This is a genomic window from Nodosilinea sp. AN01ver1 (assembly GCF_050565655.1).
Lineage (GTDB): Bacteria > Cyanobacteriota > Cyanobacteriia > Phormidesmidales > Phormidesmidaceae > Nodosilinea.
Map to the genome: position 1 here is coordinate 1 of NZ_JBNXVS010000003.1, position 21,449 is coordinate 21,449.

Here is a 21,449-nt window from a genome sequence, read left to right on the forward strand (position 1 = left end):
ACCTACCCACCTACCCACCTACCCACCCTTTCCCCTGCCCCAAAGCCCCGTCTCGCGATCGCCCAGGATGCCGCCTTCAGCTTCTACTACCCCGACAACCTCGATATCCTCAAATCCCTGGGAGCCGAACTGATTCCCTGGAGCCCGCTGCGGGACGAACACCCGCCCGCCGATATCGATGGCCTGTACTTTGGCGGTGGGTTCCCCGAAATGTTTGCGGCTCAGCTGGCGGCCAACCAGGAGCTGCGCACCAGGCTGAACGTGCTCTTGCGGGCAGGCTTACCGGCCTATGCCGAGTGCGGCGGGCTGATGTATCTGGCGGCAACCCTAGTCGATTTAGATGACCAGCCCTGGCCGATGGTGGGGCTCCTGCCCACGACGGTACGCATGACCCCACGGCTGACCCTGGGCTACCGTCAGGCGATGGTTCAGCAGCCCAGCTTTTTGCTGGCGCAGGGGCAATCGGTCTGGGGGCACGAGTTCCATCGCTCTCAGACCGAGACGGAGCCAGATTATCCCGTTTACCAGCTCAAGCGCTACGGGGCCGAGCAGCCCCATGCCGTCGAGGGCTGGAGCCTGAACCAGGTACAGGCATCGTACCTTCACCTGCACTGGGGCGGCTGCCCAGAGGTAGCTCAGGCCCTGGTTGCGGCCTGCATCCGCTACCGCAAACGGGCCGTTGTTTGAATAAAAAACCTCTTTCCCAATGCGGGAAAGAGGTTGCTGGTTCGCTTCGTACCAATCTTGAATCAGCGATCGCGATCGGCTGTGCTCTGGCTGAAAACCTTACAGATAGGCCTGGCCCATCAGGGCAGAGACTTGAATGTGGCGCTGGGCTGTCCAGCGATCGCCGTTAGCAGATTTGCTTGCTTGCATACCGGGCACATAGCCGCCGCCCAATGCATCGCTCATTTGCACAAGCTGTTCAGAATTCCAGGTTTTGTGGGCTTGGTTTTTCATGACGCCTCCTTTTGAATACATATGCATAGTAACAAAACTGTATTTTCATATACCAAAAACGACGTTTATGCGTTGCATGAGCAGAATTGATGCACAGTCCCTCTTAAGGATGAGGCGCTCAACAATAATTTGTTCGCGCCAGTCCATAACCAAAACAGACTCCCCACCCTGATAGCGGAAAGCCTGTTTATAAGTCATTGCGCCCATTGCTGGGCGCGATCGGTTCTGAGCTTAGCCCAGAGAGTAAAACCTACCCTAATCGCCAAAGCTAGACATAACGGTTTTAGCTGATTCGATCGCTTCAGAGAGCAGGGTAGCGTGCTCGGTCAGGGCAGTGGTGCCTGCGGCGGGATCAGCCGCATCAAGGGTAGTCGTATCTTGCGACAGCAGCGCGATCGCCCCTGACACCTCTTCAAACGCCTTTTGCAGCTCATCAAACTTGGTGCCCAGCTGCATATCAATAGCCTCTTTGAGCTGGCTGGGGGCCGCCTCTAGAGTGGATTTGAAGGAAGCCGCGTCGGCAACTAGGGTGTCAAACGAGGTGGAGGCCGTATCTAGCGCCGCCTTTGCGCTTTCAATTTTGGGATCGAGGGTGGTTGTACCAGCCGAGGTAGGCGCGCTAGCGGCCTTGCTGAGCTGCTTGGTCAAGTCTTTAGTGACAGACTTCAGCGGCTTGACCGCTTCAGAAAACGAATCTTCTAAAGCGTCTGCATAGTCGTCTAACACTGTCTCTACAAATTCTTGGGCCGCCTGGGTCATTTTGAGATCCATCGTTTCGGTCAGAGTGCCCTTGGGCGCGGCCAGCGCTTGAGACGATGCACCCAGCCCGCTCAAAAAGACTAAGGTAATGACCAAAACCCCAGCCGCTATAGCTCTAAATGCTCGGCCAGTGAGTTGAGGCAGATGAGTCAGCATGAAACTGTTCCTAAAAATTCTAAAGAACCACGAACCGCAAGCTGCCCATTAACTTGCCAAAAGTGCAGTTTATCCAGGGCAGTAGCGTGACCAAAACGACCAAAAAAAGCAAAACAACAGGGCTAAGGCGTTGCGAGCCGAAGCGATCGCCCCTGACCTCAGCACAGAAATTTACAGAGAGCAATGCACAATCTTGAGCTAAAGAATCGCCAAGGGGTGTCTCTGTATACAGTCCAGAAGCACTGTACACAATCACCTCATCTTTTTCAATAAGCGCACAAAAATCAAAAGACTCTCTCAAGCATTTGTGCCGCTTAACGGGTATAGTTTTTGTCTCAAACAGCTCATTGCTCCTTTCAAAGTACGGCTATTTGGGCTTTTTTGCTGCTCCTCAAAACCTGAATACACTAGGAGCCAGTTGCCTAAAATATCGGCAATTCCTAACATTTGGTCGGTGAATTGTAGCGGCAGCTCTGTCGCTGGCTGCGACCACTGGCCCAAGCCAAGCCGGTAGCACGACTTGAAAGCCCCTCCTCAGGCTCTGATTAGTGCTATGGTAAGACCTATATATTTTGTTGAAATTAGGAGTTTAGCTGTGGTTGAGCCGTTACTGAGTGGCATTGTTCTAGGGTTTATTCCTGTCACCCTGGCTGGCCTGTTTGTCGCCGCTTATATGCAGTACCGCCGGGGCAACGAACTCGGTCTGTAGGCCAGTCAGCCCAAGGCTCTGTAAGCTAGCTAGCCTAAGGCCAGGTAAGCACTACCTACCGCCGCCTCAATCGAGGCGGCGTTTTTAATGGGCACCGCCATGAGCCCTGCCCGCAGCTGTCGCCAGGTTTCGTTGGCGGCCCCGCCTCCGGCGGTATAGATCTGCCGCAGCGGCGAGGCACCTAGTTCAGCCAGCAGGGTGTAGCCTCGCTGCTCGATGCGGGCTATGCCAACCAGCAGACCGTGTAAAAATTCTGCGTCGTTCTCTGGTCGAGGGGTAAGGCGAGGGGCTAAACCAGGATCGTTGATGGGGAACCGCTCCCCTGGCTGGGTCAGGGGGTAGTAGTCTAGGCGGGTTGGAGCCGCAGGGTCGATCTGCTGGCTTAGGGCCGCCAGGGCATCTCGGTCAAAGAATTTTTCGAGTACGGCACCGCCGGTATTGGAAGCGCCGCCCACTAGCCAGAGGTGGCCTAGACGGTGGCTATAAATGCCGTACTCCACTGCATCGATGCGGCGATCGCTGAGCAGCTTGATCACCAGGGTCGAGCCCAGCGACGTGACGCCATCCCCTGGGGCGCTGGCCCCGCTGGCCAGAAAGGCCGCAATGCTGTCGGTGGTGCCCGCCACCACCTGACACTGGGGCGACAGGCCAAACCGCTGGGCGATCGCCGCCGTTACCGGCCCTACCCCCTCACCGGGAGCCAACACCCGAGGCAGCACGGCAGTCCAGGGCTGCCCCAGCATCTCCGGCGGATAGCTCAGGCTACCGACGTCGTAGCCGAGCTTGAGACTGTTGTGGTAGTCGCTCAATCCCCGCTGGCCGTGGAGCTGGGCGCTGAGCCAGTCGGCCTGGTGCAGCAGGTAAGCGGCTCGCTGCCACAGGTCTGGGGGCAGGCTCTGGTGCCACCACACCAGCTTGGCCAGGCTGGAGGTAGCGCTGGCGGCGGGGCCGTTGGGGGCGATCGCTTTAACCCTGTCTAAGCTTTCTGGGCAGGGGTGGTTGTAGAGCAGCGGCGGGGTGAGGGCAGAGCCGCTGCGATCGCACAACACCGCCGTCCCCGAGGTGCCGTCGATGGCCATACGGCCAATGTGCGGGGCGATCGCCTCGGGCAGCGCCTCTAGCAGGCTAAACAGCGCTCGTCGCCAGCCCTCAGGGGCGGGCAGGTCAGGGTAACCCAGGCGATGCTGCCAACAAAGATGCCGCTGTGGATCGACCACAGCGGCACGTACCCCAGAGGTACCAAAGTCTAGGCCTAGAGCTAGGGGAAGGTCAGTCACAAAGTAACCACATCGCTACGGGCGCTGCGGGCCGCACCATTCGCCCCGCCCTGCCTAGATGCTAACTTCGCTAATTGAGCGGGTCATGTAGTCGAAGGGATAATCGACGACGGAAGGATCGGTAACACCGGCCTCCTGTACTTTGGCCTTGACGATATCTTTCATAATATTGATGCCAATGACCGTGGGGGCAATGGGCACACCCAGGGAGTTGTAGGTTTCGCGCAGGCCCGTGAGCACGCGCTCGTCAAGCACGTCGGGGTTGCCTGCGACCAGGGCATAGCTGCCGTAGCGCAGGTAGTAGTCCATGTCGCGCAGGCAGGCGGCGTAGCGGCGGGTGGTGTAGGCATTGCCGCCGGGGCGAATGAGCTCGGGCACCTGGGCAAACAGCGTAACGCCAGCCTCTTTAACAATGCCAGCGGCGTTGGCGCTAATGACCGCCGCTGCTTTGATGCGATCGAGGCCGCTGTCAAAGTAAGACTTGATAGAGTCGAGGGCGTTGCTATCGAGGTAGCGCCCGGTGTTGTCGTAGGTCCTGATCAGCGTGGTGACAGCGTCCCGCATAGGTGGTTTCTCCCAACTCTCACTTGGCAAACAGCATTTTAATAAATCAACGGTTGCAGGCGCGGTGCGCCCACCCCTGGCCAGAGGCTCTAACCTCTACAGTAGCCATGTTTTATTCTCGAAAGAGTTTACCACGGGGGCTTGGCCCCTGAGCGACCCAGCACCGCCAGAGCCTGGGCTTTATGAGTGAATTGTTACAAAACATCATGGTCTGTCACAGGGCTTTTGTTGGCTTTCCCTGACAAAAAGTATTGGTCGATACAAAATAGGCTAACCCCTCTCCCTAGGATGATTCAGATGAGTTGATGCCTATGGAGCCCGCCGCGTCGGTATGCCCGTGTCGATCATCCCGTATCGATCAGCACAGGGGTATGGCTTGTCTTGGGCCACCGCAGCAGGGTAGACCTATCGGTGCTAGGGCATCACCAACGACGTGTTAAGTCGGTTCTCCCGCAGTTTGAACGCTAAACGAGGCTAAGGAGTAGTTCATGGCAACCCCAGCAGACATCCTGAAATGGATTGAGGATGACGGCATTGAGTTAATTGACCTGAAATTTATTGATATGCCGGGCATCTGGCAGCACCTCACCGTGCACAAGAGCCAAATTGACGAGAGCAGCTTCAGCGATGGGGTAGCCTTCGACGGTTCCAGCATTCGGGGCTGGAAGGCCATCAACGAGTCAGACATGATGATGGTGCCCGATCCCGACACCGCCTGGATCGACCCCTTCATGGCTCACCCCACCCTGAGCATGATCTGCACCATTAAAGAGCCGCGCACGGGCGAACTGTACTCCCGCTGCCCGCGTGCGATCGCGACCAAAGCGATCGAGTATCTCAAGTCCACCGGCATTGGCGACACCGCCTTCTTTGGCCCCGAGGCCGAGTTTTTCATCTTCGACGACGTGCGCTTCGACCAGAACGAGCACTCGGCTTACTACTACGTCGATAGCGTCGAGGGCCGCTGGAACACAGGCCGCGAAGAAGTGGGCGGCAATCTGGGCTACAAGCCCCGCTACAAAGAGGGCTACTTCCCCGTTGCCCCCACCGACACCTCCCAGGATATGCGCAGCGAAATGCTGCTGGAGATGGCCAAGCTGGGCGTACCGATCGAGAAGCACCACCACGAAGTGGCCACGGGCGGTCAGTGCGAGCTAGGCATTCGCTTTGGGCGACTAATCGAGGCCGCCGACTGGCTGATGATCTACAAGTACTGCATTAAGAACGTCGCCAAGCGCTGGGGCAAGACCGTCACCTTCATGCCCAAGCCCTTGTTCAACGACAACGGCTCTGGCATGCACACCCACCAGTCGATCTGGAACAACGGTGAGCCTCTGTTCGCAGGCGATCGCTACGCCGGGCTGAGCCAAATGGCTCTGTGGTACATCGGCGGCATTCTCAAGCACGCCCCCGCTCTGCTGGCGCTGACCAACCCCACCACCAACTCCTATAAGCGTCTGGTACCCGGCTTCGAGGCTCCTGTGAACCTGGCCTACTCCCAGGGCAACCGCTCCGCCTCGGTGCGCATTCCCCTCTCCGGCGACAACCCCAAGGCCAAGCGCCTGGAGTTCCGCTGCCCCGATGCCACCTCGAACCCCTACCTGGCCTTTGCCGCCATGCTCTGCGCCGGTATCGACGGCATCAAAAACCAGATCGACCCCGGCGATCCGCTAGATGTCGATATCTACGACCTCAGCCCTGAGGAACTGGCCAAGATTCCCTCGACCCCCGGTTCGCTGCTCGATGCCCTCAAGGCCCTCGAAGCTGACCACGGCTTCTTGACCAGCACTGGTGTCTTCACCGAAGACTTCATCAGCAACTGGATCGAGTACAAGCTCGACAACGAAGTTAACCCCATGCGCCTGCGCCCCCACCCCTACGAGCTGGCTCTCTACTACGATTGCTAGAGTAGGTGAGCTAGTTCCTAGTTTAGGAGTATGAACAGAGGAGGCCAGGGCTTAATGCTCTGGCCTCTTTTGCTTGTTTCAATGTTAGATGAGCTATTGATGCCAGCATCCTCAACCAGAACCCTCAACCTCTTTTTCCCGCAGTGGCAGGGGTCAGCAAGACTTGAACTTTATGAAGGGGCTAAGCTGCTTCATAAGACTCTACACAACAAAATCTCCTTTGAACAAGTTCCTATTTCTCTAACGTACTCACTTACTATTGAGAAAAATATTTTTGGGTACAGCCAAATATTTTCTCAGCTTTTAGATGCCCGTAAAGTGATTCAAGCCCACAACCCAGAACGCATTTTGACTATTGGAGGAGACTGCGGCGTTGAAATTGCGCTTCATAAGATGCCCCTGAGGGTTTTGCTGGGCGAGGGTGACGCCGAGATTGTCAAGCGTGCTTTCTCAACCTTACGACCAGAGCAGGTATTTCTAATTGGAGCAAGAGAGTTTGATCTAGCCGAAAAGAGCGTGATTTTGGAAAAGGGATTGTCTGTTTTCTCTGCGAAAGATATTAATCTTGAGAGCTTTGGTAAGGTGTTTTCGGCCCTAAATGAGGCGGGTTCTGACAAAATTTACATTCATCTTGATTTAGATGTCATTGATCCTGAAGAATGGCCCCATGTTGCCTGCCCCACTCCAGGCGGGATATATGTGGACAAGCTTAAGAGTTTTTTGAATTCCTTAAGAAAAAACTTTGATGTCGTTGGTTTTAGCGTGCTGGAATTCTTGCCCACTGGTTCTAATCATTCAGCAGCTTTAGAAATTGCCCCTATGCTTGAAGGCATTGAATTAATCCTTTGAAGCCCCTTGCTTCAGCTACGTCATAGAACTTGTCTAAACTAGAATAATGTCTCAGCTAAATTTAAAGGCTTGAGTCAAAATAAGTCACAACGAAGAAAGCATAGGTTTAACTGTTGTGTCTATTTTGCCCCACTCAGCTCAGATATACCTATTTAACCTGCGCTCTCAGCACTGCATGGGTAGCCTCATCGGCGGCAAACAAGTGCTCCACTCGTAGTGACGCTAGAGTGATATCTTGCGGTGTACCAAAGGTTGTAAACATGCTGAAAAATGCCAGTTCGCCGTACTCAGTGGCGTAGCGCGTTGTCAGTACGGGTGCTGTAGGGCGCGTATGTAGATTTTGCTTACCAAGGCGAAGGTATAGCATGGCTTCAAACGCGTCTACCTTGGGCGTCAGTGCAGGTTGTACAGAGGCTTCGTGCCGCAGGTGTGCCAGCAGTGGAGGGCCAACCTCCTCTAAATTGACGATTGGTTTGGCGAACCCTTCTGGATGAGACAACAGATCTAGCAGATTGATTGGCGCATCGGTTGGTAAATCGATCGCTCCTGGCATCAACGCAGCGGCCAGCCACTGGCCGCCCCGGTTTAGGCGCAGCAAATTCCAGTGCTCGTCTATTACCAGCGCGGGCATCGGGTCGTGGGCACATAACAGCTGCTCTAGTGCTGAGTTGATTTGCTGTAGCGCCGGATCATCCAGTAGTGCAGCGGTGTAAACCGGCGCGTAGCCCGCCTGTAACATGACCTCGTTGCGTACCACCAGCGGGGCTTCTAGCTCTTGTAGCCAGGCCATTAGCAGCTCGCGGCTGGGCTTGGCGCGGCCGCTTTCCACAAAACTTATGTGCCGCTGAGACACCCCCAGGCGCAGCGACAGCTCGAGCTGACTCAGCCGCCGAGCCTTACGCACCTGGCGCAGGGTACCAGTCAAGGTTGAAGTCGACATGTCGATCGCCAAAATTAAGCCACGGCCAGCGCCATTTCATTACCTCTGAGGTAATTGATTCTATAACGTAGACGCTCAATACTGGACGTGCCCTTTCTCAAGAGGTTTAGTTATGCAACGCAGTTTGATTGTCTTGACCCTTAGTTTGTTTGGGGCCCTGAGCGCCGTAGCACTTTGGCAGTATGGCTATTGGGGCATTCTCGCACCCCACTTTCAAAGTTTTGGGGAAGGCCAAGTCTTGGCCGATCTGGTTATTGCCCTGAGCCTGGCCATGGTTTGGATGTGGCGAGATGCTAAAGCAATCGGCCGTAACCCGTGGCCTTGGATCGTTGCCACTCTTACCACAGGCTCGTTTGGGCCATTGTTTTATCTTCTGACTCGCCGACCAGCGGTTGTAGACCAGGGCCTCGACAGCTGACCCACAGCCGAAGAACTGCCCTAGGGCGCAAGGGTTGGAGGCATTTGAGATAGCCGTCTCGGCTGTCCAGAGCTAGACAGAATGCCAGTGCCACATCCTAACCACACGGCCCCGATTCTACAGAGGTCGAATTGTAGGGTCAGCCAAAGGCTCTATGGCATGGGCCTGGCGCACCAGGGGGTACCTCAGCAGCTTCTGGGATACCCCCAAATTCTTAGTTTTTAGTGGTGATGGCCTGCTGGAGCAGCGCGTGAATGAGGTCGAAGGCGAAGTTATTGCAGTGCAGATTGAGCAGGTCGGCCAGGGGCCGGTGGTCGGGGGTGAGTTGGGCAACTAGCTGGGTGAGGCGTTGGTTGTCGAGACTGAGGGTGGCTTCGTGGAGCTGGGCGAGGCGGTCTGGGGGCAGGGTGCGCAGGGTGGCGATCGCATCGGTATCGGCTATGGGTGCGGCGGGCGCTGCCGTCGGCTCTGAGCTGTAGGTATACTGCACCCCCAGGTGCTCGGCCAGCTTGGCCAGCACATAGTCAAGCTGAAAGGGCTTGCGCACAAAATCGTCGCAGCCGCGAGCGATCGCCAGGGCGCGGTCTTCTTCAAAGGCGTTGGCGGTGAGAGCAATAATTTTGGTGGGGACTAGGCTAGCGGCCTGTTCTTGCCTGCGAATGGATTGGGCCACCTCGCAGCCGCTCATGACCGGCATGCGCATGTCGAGCCAGATCAGCTGGGGTTGCCAGCGCTGCCAGAGGGCGATCGCCTCCTGCCCGTCTTTGGCTTCGCGAACATCGAACCCGGTGGCCCGCAGCAGCTGGGTCAAGAGCTGCCGGTGCATATCGTCGTCATCGCTGACTAAAATGCGGTAGCGGGGCTGACCAGCCGCCAGCCCGCTAATCTGGGCGGGCAGCACAACCGATTCGGCGACATCCACCGTGTCGGCCACCGGCATGGGAATGGTAAAGGCAAAGGTAGACCCCAGGCCCAGCTGGCTCTCGACGGTGAGGGTGCCGCCCAGCAGCTGCACAAACTGACGGCTAATCGACAGCCCCAGCCCGGTTCCCTCGTATACGCCAGCCCCCTGGTTGACCTGCACAAAAGGCTCCAGCAGGCGATCGAGGTTGTCGGCCGCGATGCCAATGCCGGTGTCGGTGACGGCAAAGGTCATAGGTAGGGTTTTAGCGGCAGGGGGGCGATCGCTAGCCGCCGGAGCCACTCGTAAACAGACCTGCCCCTGCGGCGTAAACTTAATCGCGTTGCTAATCAGGTTAATTAGCACCTGGCGCAGCTTGGCTTCATCGCTGTGCAGGTAGCAGGGCAAAGCCGGATGGCGATCGACCACAAACGTCAGCCCTTTGCCCCTGGCTCGCAGGTGAAACATATCTTCTAGTGTGCGCAGCAGAGCGTCTAGATCAAAGCGCAGAGGGTTGAGGCTGACCTGTCCCGACTCAATTTTGGCCATTTCAAGAATGTCGTTGATCAAGTCGAGCAGGTGCTCACCGCTGCGGTTGATAATCTCTAGCGATTCACGGGTGCTGCTGCCCAGGGCAAAGTCGCGGGCCATGAGCTGAGAAAATCCCAAAATGGCGTTGAGGGGAGTGCGCAGCTCGTGGCTCATGTTGGCCAAAAACGTACTCTTCGCTTGACTCGCCATCTGGGCCGCTTCCATCGCCTGTTGCAGGGCCATAGTGCGATCCTGCACCCGCTGCTCTAGCTCCTGGTTTAGGGTTTTAAGCGCGGCCTCGGCCTGCTTGCTATCGCTAATGTCTTCGTAGCAGCCCAGCACCCCAATCACGACGCCGTTGGTGGTAGTCAGCGGCACTTTGCTGGTCCGAATCCAGATCTGTTCGCCCGTGACGCTGGTGGTGAGTTCCTCAAAGCCCAGTTCGGGCGCTTGGCTGGCCATAATTCTGGCATCGGTAGCCCGATAGGTCTGGGCGTGGGCGGTCCAGGGCAGTTCAAAATCGGTTTTGCCAACAATTTGGTCTGGGGTGAGCCGATAGTCGTTGGCAAAGGCCGGGTTACAGCCCAAAAAGCGGGAGTCGCGGTCCTTCCAAAACACCCGCTGGGGAATAGTATCAAGCACCAGCTGCATCATATTGCGCGATTCTTGCAGCGCCTGCTCGACCCGTTTGCGTTCGGCATCCAGCCGCGCCCGATCGCGCATGTCTCGATAGATCATGGCGACGCAGAGGGGCGCGTGGGTATCGGGGTCGCGCACTAAAAACAGCGTTTGCTCGGTCACAATCTCCTCCCCGGTTTGGCGATCGAGAAAGACCGACTCGCCGCGCCAGTAGCCCTGCTCCATCACAACGGGTAGGGTCTCCCGCTCAAACTGAGAGACTGCCGCTGGGCTGAGAAAAACGCTCCAGGGTTGGCCGATACCCGCCTCAGGCGATAGGCTTAACAGCCGCTGCCCAGCCTGATTTAGGTAAAGCAACTCGCCCGTAAGGCTGGTCATGCCGATCAGGTCGGTGCTGTTTTCGACAATGGCGGCTAGCTTTTGAATGTCTTGAGTGCGCTGCTGCACCCGCTGTTCAAGTTCGCCGTTGAGCCGTTGCAGGGCCAGTTCGGTCTGCTTTAGGTCGGTAATGTCGCGCACAAAGCCGTTCCATTCCAGGTCGCCATTCTCCCGCTGCCAGGGGTGTAGGGCCTCAGCCTGCAGCCACTTCAGCTCGCCACTGGGGGTAAGAATGCGGTGCTCAACCTGAAAACCCCGCTCAGGATAGTGAATTGAGTCTTCCATGCGGGCGATCAGCAGAGGCACATCCTCGGGGTAAACCAGCTCCCATACGCTGCTGGAGTTGGCCATGGCGGCAGCGGCGGTAACGCCGTAAAGGGCTTGACATCCCTGGCTTATATACGTGAACGCATCGGTACCATCGGCATGGCGCAGGTAGCGGTACACTACTCCGGGCAGGGTCTCGGTCAGCTGTTGAAAGTAAATTTCACTCTTCTGCTGGGCCCGCTCGGCCATTTTTCGTTCGCTGACGTTGCGCACCATGGCCAGTACCCAGTTGTCCTGGTAAGGGACAATGCGCACCTCCTCATACTGAATGCGATCGCCAAAGCGCAGCTGCTGCTCAAATCGCTGCAGCGTGCCGGTAGCCAGGGTGCGCCCAATGGCCGCCAGCCACTGCTGAGCCAGGTCTGCCGGAAAGAAATCGCTCAGGTAGGAGCCCATAATCCGGGAGGCCTCCACCGCAAGGAGTTCGCCGCTGAACTGGTTGTACGAAAAATCGACGTACTGCCCCTGCTCGGTCAGCACCGTCATCACGTCGGGCACCGCCAGGAGAATGGCCCGCCTTTGGGCTTCGCTGGCCCGCAGCGCCCTGGCCGTTTCGGGATAGTCAGCCGACTCAGGGGTAGCCAGCTGGCGGTTGAGATCGCTCAGGTTGGCAATGCGCTGCTGGGCTGCCGTCAGGTCGGCCCGCAGCTGCACCAGTTCCTGCTCGTAGTGATAGCGCCGCAGCGCCTCGGCCATCGTCAGCCGCAGGTCAACGGGGTGCCACGGCTTCGGCATACAGCGGTAGATCTGCCCCAGCGGCAGCAGCGCCGCGATCGCCTCCATGTCCTCCACATCCAGCAGCAGCAGCAGCGCTCGTGGAAACTGACGGTAGAGCAGCTCAATCCAGGCCGGGCTAACTAGAGCCTGAGCGGCCATCACCAGGGGGAGATCGGAGTCAGTGCCGTCGATTGCCTGGAGTTGGGCGATCGCCTCCGAGGCCGTAGCCGCCTGGGCAACGCGGTAGTCTAACTCCTCTTTGACCAGCTGAGCCCTGACGAACGGTAGCGTCAGCGGGTTGTCGTCAACACAGAGAATAGTAGCCATGGGGGGCACTGAAAGCTGAAATAGTTGAGTTAGGGCGACGGAACACACCTAGTCGTACAGAGCCGATCGCACCCTTCAAACCTGGCTCTCTGCCATCATGCCCATGCCTTACAGACAAATGCCCGTTTGTCTACCCTGGCCTAGGCCTATTCCTCAAATCATAACTCTGAACCACGGTATGCCTACAGGGTGCTGTCTCCGGCAACAGGCTACCCTTCTTCATCGCCAACGGTTATATCCTCTGCCCTGGCGTCGCTGCCTGAGCCATCGCTGAGGCGCGTTGCTGAGGCCGCCAGACAAACCCGGTTGCCGCCCTGCCGCTTGGCGGAGTAGAGAGCTGTATCAGCCTCTCTCAGCAGCGTTTCTACCGTTCTTGCCAGGCTGGGAACCTGGCTAGCGACCCCCAAACTCAGGCTGACTCGCTCACAGTCGGGTTGTGGTACCTCCAGCCGCAGGTGGGTAATAGCTGCCAACACCTGCTCAGCCACCTGGGCTGCTCCCTACATATTGGTGTGGGGCAGCAAAATGGCAAATTCTTCGCCGCCGTAGCGGGCAACCATATCGGCGGGGCGCTTGACCACCGATGCGATCGCCGCGGCCACCTGCCGCAGGCATTCGTCTCCGGTGGCGTGGCCGCACAGGTCGTTAAACCGCTTAAATCGGTCAATATCGCCCATAATCAGCGAGATCGGCTCCTGCATGCGGGCCAGCCGCAGCCATTCTGCCTGCAAATATTGGTCAAAGGCGCGGCGATTGGCCACCTGCGTCAGCCCATCCTGAGCGGTTAAAATCTGCAGCTCAGCAATGGCGGTCTGCATCTGGGTCACGACCTGCTTGTACTCGGTGATGTCTTTGAGCCGCGCTACCAGGCCATCGCCCAGGCGGCTGGCCATCAGCTCAAACCACAGCGGAATTTCGCCACTGGGTTCACAGAGCAGCTCATACTGTAGCGACTCGCGCCGCTCCACCACCTGAATAAACAGATTCAACAAGTCGTCGCTGGGGTAGTTGATCAAAGCCTCGGAGAGGGGGGCTCCGACCAGCTCGGCAGGCGATCGCCCGGCCCAGCTGGCCCAGGCCCTGTTGCCTAGCAGCCACTGAAAGTCTTCGATTTCTCCCTGCTGGTTGCGCACGGCTCGAAAAGCGGCAATGCCGTCGGCCAGAGAGTCTAACACCTGACTCAGCCGGTGGTAAGACTGCCCCATTTGCGCCAGTGACTGCTGCTGCTCTGCATTTTGCTGGTGCAGGCGACGGTTCTCGGTCTGAAGCTGGATCTGGAGCTGTTGAGCCTGAAAGTGATACTCTACCCGCGCCAGCACCTCCTCAATTTGAAAGGGTTTAGCGATGTAGTCAACCGCCCCCAGCCCAAAGGCCCTTACCTTGTCCTCAGCGTCGTCTAAAACGCTGAGAAAAATCACCGGAATTTGGCGCGTTCTGTCGTTGGCCTTCAGCCATTCACACAGTTCGTACCCGCTCATCTGAGGCATGCGAATGTCTAGCAAGACCATATCGGGCAGCACTCTTTCTACCCTTGACAGCGCCAGGGCAGCGCTTCTGGCACAGCACACCATGTAGCCCTCCGAAGACAGCGCCTGCAGCAGGAGTCGCAGATTGTTGGGAGTATCATCCACTACCAAAATTTCTTTTGGCCTTTCCCGCCGGCCCATTAGCGCAGAATCGTACGACATACCGCAGGAACTCGCTCAGTCATCAGTAAGCGATTGTAGTGTTTATCATTCTCACTCAGTAAGCGTATTGTTCGTGAGTTTGGGCGGCAGCTCTCTGCGATCGCAACCTAACAGAGGGCAAACCCCTTAGACGTCTGCAGAAATTTCCCGATTGTAACGGTAACCAAGCTCAAAAAATCTTGGCTAAAACCATTGTGTCGGCAGCGATCGCGAGACAAATAGAGCACCCCCTGAGTCCAGCGGCTGCCGCAAAAATACAGGCGACAAAAACCGCGCTAGGACCGCGCTAAGCAGGTGGTTCTAAATATAAGGATGCTGTAGCGTGAGTTGTGGCGACCGCCCAACGCACCGCCACGCCTGGGCTAATGCGTAACGCTGACGCGATCGCACATCCTACGAACAATTGAGGCGACCCACTTACCTCAGACGCACCACGAGCAAGAATTACGAAACTGAGATGCACTCACTGTCTTCGCTAAGCCGTCAGTGAAGTTGTTGTATCAATTCGATCTTTTTGAGCCATCTTCGTGAGACCAATACGAAAAATTCTGGCCGTTTTTTACTGCTACCTACCTACTCCAAAGGCGCACGGTGTAATACAAAAAAGAACGGCTGTTCCGCTCCCTTTAAATCCATCAGGCCAAGCATTGTATTGTCGTTGATTTTGCGAAAAACATCGTTAATAGGCAGGGTGTCATAGATCATAGTTGCAGACACTTTGCCTCGATAGTGGGTCAAGCGCAGCCGCGCACAGGAACGGCTGGTAGAAACCAGACCAATGCCCAGCTGAAAAATACGCCCCGCCGCCTGAGACTTGGGAATCGGCAAGCGATTTAGCCACTGAACCACGGGCAGCGCCCAGAGGGGGTTAACGCTTGCGGTGCCGCCACCCATTGTCTCAAAAACTAGCGGGTGAACGTGCTCGGCATGCTCAAACCGCTTACCGTGCCAGTAGTAGGCCTCAAGCGCGCCGTCTAGGGCATGCCCAGTGGGAAAGCTCTCTCCCCGCCACGAGCCGATTAGGTCACCGACACCGGCTGTATCCAGCCCGTCGAAAAGTTCCAGAGCTTCAGCCGTGCTGCTTGCACCAATACCGGCACCATCTGAGTTAATGAAGCTTGAAAATGTCGTCACGCAGGCCCTATTCAACCGTGCAAAGTGCTGGGATGGCTAAGAGCAGGTCAGAACGAGCATTAGTCGTTTCTGTACCACCGCTCAACCCTACCACCAACCACTGTAGAGCATGGGTAGCGTGGCTAAACCGGCTGAAAGTTAGAGATAGCTAAGTACTTGCGGTAGATAGCCCTCTGGCCAATTGATGTAACTTACCCCCAGCCTAAAGCTCGTCATCACTGGCGGGCTTTAGGCTGGGAAACTGCTCATTTGAAGGGGCAAGGGCAACTTAAATACCGCACTGCCCCAACGCTCTCGTTGACAGCTGGCTTAGTATTGATACTGAGCGCTCGATCGCGTGTAGTCCCGCAGGGGAATAGCGCGATTTAGCGCCAGGTTTTTGGCAAATCGAAACAGACTGTCGTAGTTGTGCTGCCGACACACCAGACGCCCGTCGCCCGAGTAGCCACTGCCGTTGTCGCGCAGTTCAACAACCAGATCAGACACGTAAACAGAGAAAACTCGAGTTGCAGCGTTCATTGGTTTCGCGACCTTGGATAAGAAAGAATGACTGTAGCGACGATTCCTCACACGCCGAGTCAACCCTGAGACGGAGTCCAGCTATTGTCTGGTAAACACCCTATCTAGGGCAGACCAAAGGCCCCAATTGGTGGCCCATTAACTATCAAAGAGACTGAATATTGGCGGGGTCTACGTAGTAGCAGGCGGCACTGTCTAAACAGATACGAGCCCACCCCGCATCGCTGACATCAACCAGCTCATAGGTTGTCTCTTGAACGAAGAAACCGCGGTGATCCCGAGTGCCAGGCAGCACAGAAAAGCGGTAGTTGCCGTCGTTTTGAGTATTCATGGTGATTTGTAAAAAGAATTTAATGGGACAGGAAACCTTCCCTGCTCCTCAATCTTATATGAAGGAACTGTGAGGCAAAACTATTTCTTGCGAATTAATTTTAATCTTTACCTTGGTTTGCGGAATTGTTGCCTCAAATACGGTTGCGACTATTCCTTCATCAATAAACATAACAATTGCGGCTTTGAACGATTGGCTACAGCACAACAATACGCTCAGCTACTCGCAGCTTGGCCGAGCGGGCGCGAGGATTTTGGCTCAGTTCGGCTTCGGTTGCAATCACCGGCTTTTTGGTCATGACTTTGAGGTCAGAAGACTCTTTGAGCGTGTGCTTGACCAGTCGATCTTCCAGGCTGTGAAAACTGATGATCACTAATCGTCCGCCAGGGGCCAGCCAGGTCGGGGCGACCTTGAGCAGAGTCTCTAGTACCTCCAGCTCTCGATTGACCGCAATGCGCAGGGCCTGAAAGGTGCGGGTCGCCGGATGAATGCGGCCATAGCGGTAGCTGCGCGGCACGCAGTGGGAGATGGCCTCAGCCAGATCGGTCGTGGTCTGCCAGGGGCGCTGGCCGACAATTTTGCGGGCGATCCGGCGCGAGAGGCGCTCTTCACCGTAGGTGTAGATCAAGTTGGCCAGCTCGGTTTCGTCCCAGTGGTTGACGATGTCGGCGGCGGTCAGATCCTGGCGCAGGTCCATGCGCATGTCGAGGGGGGCGCTCTGGCGAAAGCTAAAGCCGCGATCGCCCACGTCGAGCTGCACCGAGCTCACCCCCAGGTCGGCCAGAATGCCGCTAAAGGGCGCACCCGAGGGCTTGAACTCGGCAAAGTTGCCGTGCCAGTAGGACACGCGATCGCCAAACTCGGCCAGATTGGCCTGGGTGGCCGCGATCGCCGCAGCGTCTTGGTCGACCGCTACCAGGCTCACCGTGGGGTCAGCCGCCAAAATTAACCGGCTGTGGCCGCCGCCGCCAGCGGTCGCATCTAAGTAGCGGCCACCGGGCTGAATGTTAAGCCCTTCGATTACGGCCTCAGGCAGCACCGGCACATGATTAAACTCTGGCTCTGCCATCAGCAATCCCAATCCCTGCTCGGTATCGCACTCTGTATCGCAAACTGAGGCGATACCCATTAAGATACTCAAAGATACAGCAGAACAGTACTTTGGCCATTGGGTAGCCCCTATGTCAATCATTGAAACTAAGACCGAACCCATGGTGCTCAACATGGGGCCTCACCACCCCTCGATGCACGGGGTGCTGAGGCTAATTGTCACCCTCGACGGCGAAGACGTCGTTGACTGCGAGCCGGTGATTGGCTACCTGCACCGAGGCATGGAAAAGATCGCTGAAAGCCGCACCAACCTCATGTTTGTGCCCTACGTTAGCCGCTGGGACTACGCGGCGGGCATGTTCAACGAAGCTATCACCGTCAACGCCCCCGAGAAGCTGGCCAACATTGAGGTACCCAAGCGAGCCAGCTACATTCGCGTCATCATGCTGGAGCTGAACCGCATCGCCAACCACCTGCTGTGGCTTGGTCCCTTCCTGGCCGATGTCGGTGCCCAGACTCCGTTTTTCTACATTTTCCGCGAGCGCGAACTGATCTACGACCTGTGGGAAGCTGCTACGGGCTATCGCATGGTCAACAACAACTACTTCCGCATCGGTGGTGTGGCGGCCGACTTGCCCTACGGCTGGCTCGAAAAGTGCCTCGACTTCTGTGACTACTTTTTGCCCAAAGTCGACGAGTATGAAAAGCTAATTACCAACAACCCCATCTTTCGCCGCCGCATTGAAGGGGTAGGCACCATCTCCCGCGACGACGCGATCGCCTGGGGTCTGTCTGGCCCCATGCTGCGCGGCTCGGGCGTCAAGTGGGATCTGCGCAAGGTTGACCACTACGAGTGCTACGACGACTTTGACTGGGACGTACACTACGAAACCGCTGGCGACTGCATGGCCCGCTACCAGGTACGCATTCGTGAGATGCGCGAGTCGGTCAAAATCATTCGGCAGGCCTGCAAAAACTTGCCCGGCGGCCCCTTCGAAAACCTGGAGGCCAAGCGCATGGCCGAAGGCCCGAAGTCGGACTGGAACAGCTTTGACTACCAGTTCATCGGCAAAAAAATTGCCCCCACCTTCAAAATCCCCGCTGGAGAGCACTACGTGCGCTTGGAAAGCGGCAAAGGCGAGCTAGGCGTCTTTATTATGGGAAATGACAACATCTTTCCCTGGCGCTTCAAAGTGCGCGCCGCCGACTTTAACAATCTGCAAATTTTGCCCCACCTGCTCAAGGGGGTTAAGGTGGCCGATATTATGGCGATTCTGGGCAGCATCGACATCATCATGGGCTCTGTAGACCGCTAAATAGGGTGCCACCCCAGCCCAGGTTTTTGAGCTAATGAACTAATATAGCGATGGCTGCTCTGCCTGCAGGACTAGGTAAAGCAGCTTTCGCTTGCCAGGCTAGCTGCCGCTGTTCAGACCTGTTCCTGATCGTTTCGTCGCCTGTGACCTCACTGCCCTCAAGCTCGTCCCCTCATCTAGCCCGACAGCGCCGTATTCAGCAGGCAAAACGGCGGCGAGCGGTGACGATTGCGTTTTTGCTGCTGCTGGTGGGGGGCGCGCTGAGCCTGCGATCGCTGCCTCGCACCTCGCTGCGGCACATTCAACAAACGGTGTGGGTCAGCCATCCCGAACCGCTAGCGATGGCTGGCGGCGACCCCTACATCAGGGCGCTAATGCGGACCATCTCGGCGGCTGAGTCCAACATCAGCAAGCCCTACAACGTGCTCTACGGCGGGCAGTTAGTGGCTCAGCTCAATCGCCACCCCAATATCTGCGTTGAGATTGTCGCTGGGCCAAACCAGGGCCGCTGCACCACCGCCGCCGGACGCTACCAGTTTTTAACCAGTACCTGGCAAGAAAAGGCTCGGCAGTACCACCCCAAATCGTCTAGCTGGTTCGGGGCCTGGGGCGACTACAGCTTTGACGCCGAATCTCAGGATTTGGTGGTCTACAACTGGCTCAAAGATTCCTCAGCCTGGAATCTCGATATTTCTACCGCCCTACGCGAAGGGCGGTTAGACGAAGTCTTGCGCCACCTGTCTGGCACCTGGACCAGCCTCGGCTATGGTATTGAATCAAACAGCATGACAGCCCGACTACCCCGCATCTACGACAGTCTACTCAAGGAAGAGCTAGAGCAGTCGTCCTCGGGGCGGTTGCCTTAGGGCTGTCATCAATTTTGGCCATCATCCTTGTAGGCAGTTACGATCTACCTCCAGCGTTGCTACAACGCTCGCAACCGCTGCCCTAGAAAATCCCTCTGTGGCCACGTCCTGATTCAGGTGACGGTTGCTATAGCTGATGGTCTAAGCTACCAAATCAATCAAATCAATACAGTGGCCAGGGTCTTACCTTACGGTAGCAGAGCACCAGGACACCACCACCGGTAGTCGCAGGGGTTGTATGGGATAGCATTACGAGTATCGCGCCAGCGTAATGCATCAGCCCAGGCCTCGCGGCGCGTTGGGCGGTCGCCACAACTCACCTTACAGCATCCTCTATTGAGGACCACCTACTTAGGCGTGCTGGGTGAGCTTTATTGCATTACGCACGGCGATGATCTACTCCGCGAATTTAGTTGAGATCACCAATTTACTGAAAGGCTAATTGCCATGTATTTTTTGTCTCCCTAGCCATCCGGTCCGCCCACCGCGATGTTCAATCGGAGCCAATAAAGATATCTTTAAGTTAATTATTTTTTGATGAAGATTGCAGGGCCAATTGGGGAACTATAACGTCTGGTGGAGAAGAAAGCCTTTAGAATTCACTCGGGCCAGTTTCCATTGGACGCATAAACTCGTTATTTTGTGTCGTTTTCAATCAACAGGTAGTTTTAGATACTTTTCGGAATACTTGAGACATTGCCGTAAACAATTATTTTCTCTAGACTGTAGACTATAGCTGTATCTAATAAATTTAATCCCTATGTCTAATTTGGCTGGAGTCCGCCTGGTGATTCTTCAGTATGCCGGCGATCTGCGAGAGACTTATCAGCTTCTCTCCCAATCCGGCAAGCAACAATATTTTGGTCATAAATATATTTTAGAAAGCATCCTTGCGATTGGCCAGCAAGTCAATGAGGTAATCTTTGTTTGCTGTAGAACGAATTCTGAATACAACGAGGTTTTAGCACCTGGATTGCGTGCTGTCGGCGGTAATCTTGACCCCTATAAAGATACTAGTCATCTCCTCGATTTGCTTGACCAGCAAAAACCTACCCATTTAATTGTCCATTTCCCTGTGACCTCTGCGTTTAAGTGGGCTAAGCGCAACCAGGTAAAGACGATGGGACTGTTCGCTGACTCATTTCAGGGGAGCAACATTCTTGCTAAGCTCCGTCACAGACGGTTGGCTCGCGTGCTGAATGATAAAGCAATTGATTTAGTGGCCAACCACGGCTTGAGTTCGTGTCATTCTCTAGAGCATATTGGCGTTCAGTCTGGCAAAATCATCCCCTGGGACTATCCATACGAAACGACTCCCGAAGATTTTACGCCTAAGAGTTTAGGAAATGCACCGATTGGTGAGCGAAATATTGTCTACGTTGGTGCTATTCATGAGGTTAAAGGGGTAGGTGACATCTTAAATGCCCTGGTCATACTGAAGGACGCTGGTATAACCCCTAACCTAACTCTGATTGGGAGGGGAGAACTAGATTCTTTTCGAGCCGAAGTTGACCGCCTGGGGTTAGATAAGCAGGTGGTTTTAACGGGAGGATTGCCCAATGATCAGGTTTTAGAAAAGATGCGCTGGGCTGATGTGGTTGTAGTGCCTAGCCGCCATGTCTACCCAGAAGGATTGCCTCTGACGATATACGAAGCGTTAACGGTTAGAACGCCATTGATTCTTTCCGACCACCCTATGTTTTTGCAAAAATTTGAGCTAGGAAAAGATGTGCTGATGTTTCCTGAGAAAGACGCCGTCTGCCTGGCTCGCTGCATCAAGACTCTGCTCACTGACGCAGGGGTCTACAACACCCTGTCCTTAAATGCTGCCGACGCCTGGGCTAGGCTACAGCTGCCCGTTAAGTGGCATGACCTAATTGGGCAGTGGATCGCAGATACGCCGGAGAGTCGTCAGTTTTTATTTGGCCACAGCTTGGGGCAGTGCTCGTATCAGCAGCAGCAGCTCAAGTCTAGCCCAGTCCTGTCAACGCTGAGCTGAGCGCACCAACTGAGAGCAGAATGGCCGCTGCTGAGCCTGGGCAGGTAGCTGAGGTGGTCTGGCCTGAGGTGGTCTAGCATGGAAGGGTTGTCTACCAAATCATGCATGAGCGCCCTCGATTTGTAGGGGTACGGTATGTGTCGCCCCTGCAGGGTCCCTGACGATGAATCGGGGTTGACCAAATCAG

General features: G+C 56.0%; 17 protein-coding genes and 2 pseudogenes. 7 read left to right on the forward strand and 12 right to left on the reverse strand.

What is annotated here, in order from left to right; translation table 11 throughout:
* A pseudogene (locus ACQ4N7_RS03995) lies at positions 1-687 on the forward strand (cobyrinate a,c-diamide synthase); the annotation flags it as partial.
* Between the two features lie 99 nt (positions 688-786).
* Here ACQ4N7_RS03995 and ACQ4N7_RS04000 read toward each other — a convergent pair.
* From ACQ4N7_RS04000 to ACQ4N7_RS04010, 3 genes are all read right to left on the reverse strand, one after another.
* The gene (locus ACQ4N7_RS04000) at positions 787-960 is read right to left on the reverse strand and encodes a hypothetical protein (protein WP_430710342.1); all 174 of its coding nucleotides are present in this window, start codon (positions 958-960) and stop codon (positions 787-789) included.
* Positions 961-1,215: 255 nt separating this feature from the next.
* On the reverse strand, positions 1,216-1,875 hold the full coding sequence (locus tag ACQ4N7_RS04005; protein ID WP_430710343.1) for a hypothetical protein: 660 nt from the start codon (positions 1,873-1,875) through the stop codon (positions 1,216-1,218).
* Between the two features lie 19 nt (positions 1,876-1,894).
* The gene (locus ACQ4N7_RS04010; RefSeq protein ID WP_430710344.1) at positions 1,895-2,176 is read right to left on the reverse strand and encodes a hypothetical protein; all 282 of its coding nucleotides are present in this window, start codon (positions 2,174-2,176) and stop codon (positions 1,895-1,897) included.
* Positions 2,177-2,470: 294 nt separating this feature from the next.
* Between ACQ4N7_RS04010 and petG the strand changes: the two genes are divergently transcribed.
* Positions 2,471-2,584: a cytochrome b6-f complex subunit V gene (gene petG / locus ACQ4N7_RS04015; RefSeq protein WP_071527173.1), complete on the forward strand. Its 114-nt coding sequence runs from the start codon at positions 2,471-2,473 to the stop codon at positions 2,582-2,584.
* Between the two features lie 29 nt (positions 2,585-2,613).
* On the opposite strand, the gene ACQ4N7_RS04020 is transcribed toward petG, so the two are convergent.
* Positions 2,614-3,861, reverse strand: coding sequence for an FGGY-family carbohydrate kinase (locus ACQ4N7_RS04020; RefSeq protein ID WP_430710345.1), 1,248 nt, complete (start codon positions 3,859-3,861; stop codon positions 2,614-2,616).
* 54 nt (positions 3,862-3,915) lie between these two features.
* Positions 3,916-4,425 (reverse strand): allophycocyanin subunit beta, encoded by a 510-nt coding sequence (gene apcB, locus ACQ4N7_RS04025; protein WP_430710346.1) that lies wholly within the window; start codon positions 4,423-4,425, stop codon positions 3,916-3,918.
* Between the two features lie 488 nt (positions 4,426-4,913).
* Here apcB and glnA point away from each other — a divergent pair, with 488 nt between their 5' ends.
* A complete protein-coding gene (gene glnA, locus ACQ4N7_RS04030; protein ID WP_430710347.1) occupies positions 4,914-6,332 on the forward strand; it encodes a type I glutamate--ammonia ligase in 1,419 nt (472 codons plus the stop codon).
* A 54-nt stretch (positions 6,333-6,386) separates the two neighbouring features.
* Positions 6,387-7,181, forward strand: coding sequence for an arginase family protein (locus ACQ4N7_RS04035; protein ID WP_430710348.1), 795 nt, complete (start codon positions 6,387-6,389; stop codon positions 7,179-7,181).
* A 148-nt stretch (positions 7,182-7,329) separates the two neighbouring features.
* On the opposite strand, the gene ACQ4N7_RS04040 is transcribed toward ACQ4N7_RS04035, so the two are convergent.
* From ACQ4N7_RS04040 to rsmH, 7 genes and pseudogenes are all read right to left on the reverse strand, one after another.
* Positions 7,330-8,121: a helix-turn-helix domain-containing protein gene (locus tag ACQ4N7_RS04040; RefSeq protein ID WP_430710349.1), complete on the reverse strand. Its 792-nt coding sequence runs from the start codon at positions 8,119-8,121 to the stop codon at positions 7,330-7,332.
* Positions 8,122-8,753: 632 nt separating this feature from the next.
* Positions 8,754-12,359 (reverse strand): PAS domain-containing protein, encoded by a 3,606-nt coding sequence (locus ACQ4N7_RS04045; protein WP_430710350.1) that lies wholly within the window; start codon positions 12,357-12,359, stop codon positions 8,754-8,756.
* Between the two features lie 209 nt (positions 12,360-12,568).
* Positions 12,569-14,047: pseudogene (locus tag ACQ4N7_RS04050) on the reverse strand (diguanylate cyclase).
* Positions 14,048-14,620: 573 nt separating this feature from the next.
* Positions 14,621-15,181, reverse strand: coding sequence for a DUF4334 domain-containing protein (locus ACQ4N7_RS04055; RefSeq protein ID WP_430710351.1), 561 nt, complete (start codon positions 15,179-15,181; stop codon positions 14,621-14,623).
* 309 nt (positions 15,182-15,490) lie between these two features.
* Entirely contained in the window at positions 15,491-15,700 is a 210-nt protein-coding gene (locus tag ACQ4N7_RS04060; RefSeq protein WP_430710352.1) for a hypothetical protein, read from the reverse strand.
* Positions 15,701-15,845: 145 nt separating this feature from the next.
* A complete protein-coding gene (locus ACQ4N7_RS04065) occupies positions 15,846-16,031 on the reverse strand; it encodes a hypothetical protein (protein WP_106871858.1) in 186 nt (61 codons plus the stop codon).
* A gap of 196 nt (positions 16,032-16,227) precedes the next feature.
* Positions 16,228-17,100, reverse strand: a complete 873-nt coding sequence (gene rsmH / locus ACQ4N7_RS04070) for a 16S rRNA (cytosine(1402)-N(4))-methyltransferase RsmH (protein ID WP_430710553.1) — start codon at positions 17,098-17,100, stop codon at positions 16,228-16,230.
* A 112-nt stretch (positions 17,101-17,212) separates the two neighbouring features.
* Between rsmH and ACQ4N7_RS04075 the strand changes: the two genes are divergently transcribed.
* The 3 genes from ACQ4N7_RS04075 (at position 17,213) to ACQ4N7_RS04085 (ending at position 21,262) form a co-directional block, all read left to right on the forward strand.
* Positions 17,213-18,397: a photosynthetic/respiratory NAD(P)H-quinone oxidoreductase subunit H gene (locus ACQ4N7_RS04075; protein ID WP_430710353.1), complete on the forward strand. Its 1,185-nt coding sequence runs from the start codon at positions 17,213-17,215 to the stop codon at positions 18,395-18,397.
* Positions 18,398-18,540: 143 nt separating this feature from the next.
* Positions 18,541-19,263, forward strand: a complete 723-nt coding sequence (locus tag ACQ4N7_RS04080) for a glycoside hydrolase family 24 protein (RefSeq protein ID WP_430710354.1) — start codon at positions 18,541-18,543, stop codon at positions 19,261-19,263.
* Between the two features lie 760 nt (positions 19,264-20,023).
* On the forward strand, positions 20,024-21,262 hold the full coding sequence (locus tag ACQ4N7_RS04085; protein ID WP_430710355.1) for a glycosyltransferase family 4 protein: 1,239 nt from the start codon (positions 20,024-20,026) through the stop codon (positions 21,260-21,262).
* The last annotated feature ends 187 nt before the right edge of the window (positions 21,263-21,449 follow it).

What these genes read in the sequence shown, in the direction of transcription:
- ACQ4N7_RS04040 (WP_430710349.1), bottom strand. Translation starts at nt 8,121, where the DNA reads ATGTCGACTTCAACCTTGACTGGTACCCTGCGCCAGGTGCGTAAGGCT.
- rsmH (WP_430710553.1), bottom strand. Translation starts at nt 17,100, where the DNA reads ATGGCAGAGCCAGAGTTTAATCATGTGCCGGTGCTGCCTGAGGCCGTA.
- ACQ4N7_RS04045 (WP_430710350.1), bottom strand. Translation starts at nt 12,359, where the DNA reads ATGGCTACTATTCTCTGTGTTGACGACAACCCGCTGACGCTACCGTTC.
- ACQ4N7_RS04060 (WP_430710352.1), bottom strand. Translation starts at nt 15,700, where the DNA reads ATGAACGCTGCAACTCGAGTTTTCTCTGTTTACGTGTCTGATCTGGTT.
- ACQ4N7_RS04035 (WP_430710348.1), top strand. Translation starts at nt 6,387, where the DNA reads ATGCTCTGGCCTCTTTTGCTTGTTTCAATGTTAGATGAGCTATTGATG.
- glnA (WP_430710347.1), top strand. Translation starts at nt 4,914, where the DNA reads ATGGCAACCCCAGCAGACATCCTGAAATGGATTGAGGATGACGGCATT.
- ACQ4N7_RS04065 (WP_106871858.1), bottom strand. Translation starts at nt 16,031, where the DNA reads ATGAATACTCAAAACGACGGCAACTACCGCTTTTCTGTGCTGCCTGGC.
- ACQ4N7_RS04000 (WP_430710342.1), bottom strand. Translation starts at nt 960, where the DNA reads ATGAAAAACCAAGCCCACAAAACCTGGAATTCTGAACAGCTTGTGCAA.
- ACQ4N7_RS04085 (WP_430710355.1), top strand. Translation starts at nt 20,024, where the DNA reads ATGTCTAATTTGGCTGGAGTCCGCCTGGTGATTCTTCAGTATGCCGGC.
- ACQ4N7_RS04005 (WP_430710343.1), bottom strand. Translation starts at nt 1,875, where the DNA reads ATGCTGACTCATCTGCCTCAACTCACTGGCCGAGCATTTAGAGCTATA.
- ACQ4N7_RS04075 (WP_430710353.1), top strand. Translation starts at nt 17,213, where the DNA reads ATGTCAATCATTGAAACTAAGACCGAACCCATGGTGCTCAACATGGGG.
- apcB (WP_430710346.1), bottom strand. Translation starts at nt 4,425, where the DNA reads ATGCGGGACGCTGTCACCACGCTGATCAGGACCTACGACAACACCGGG.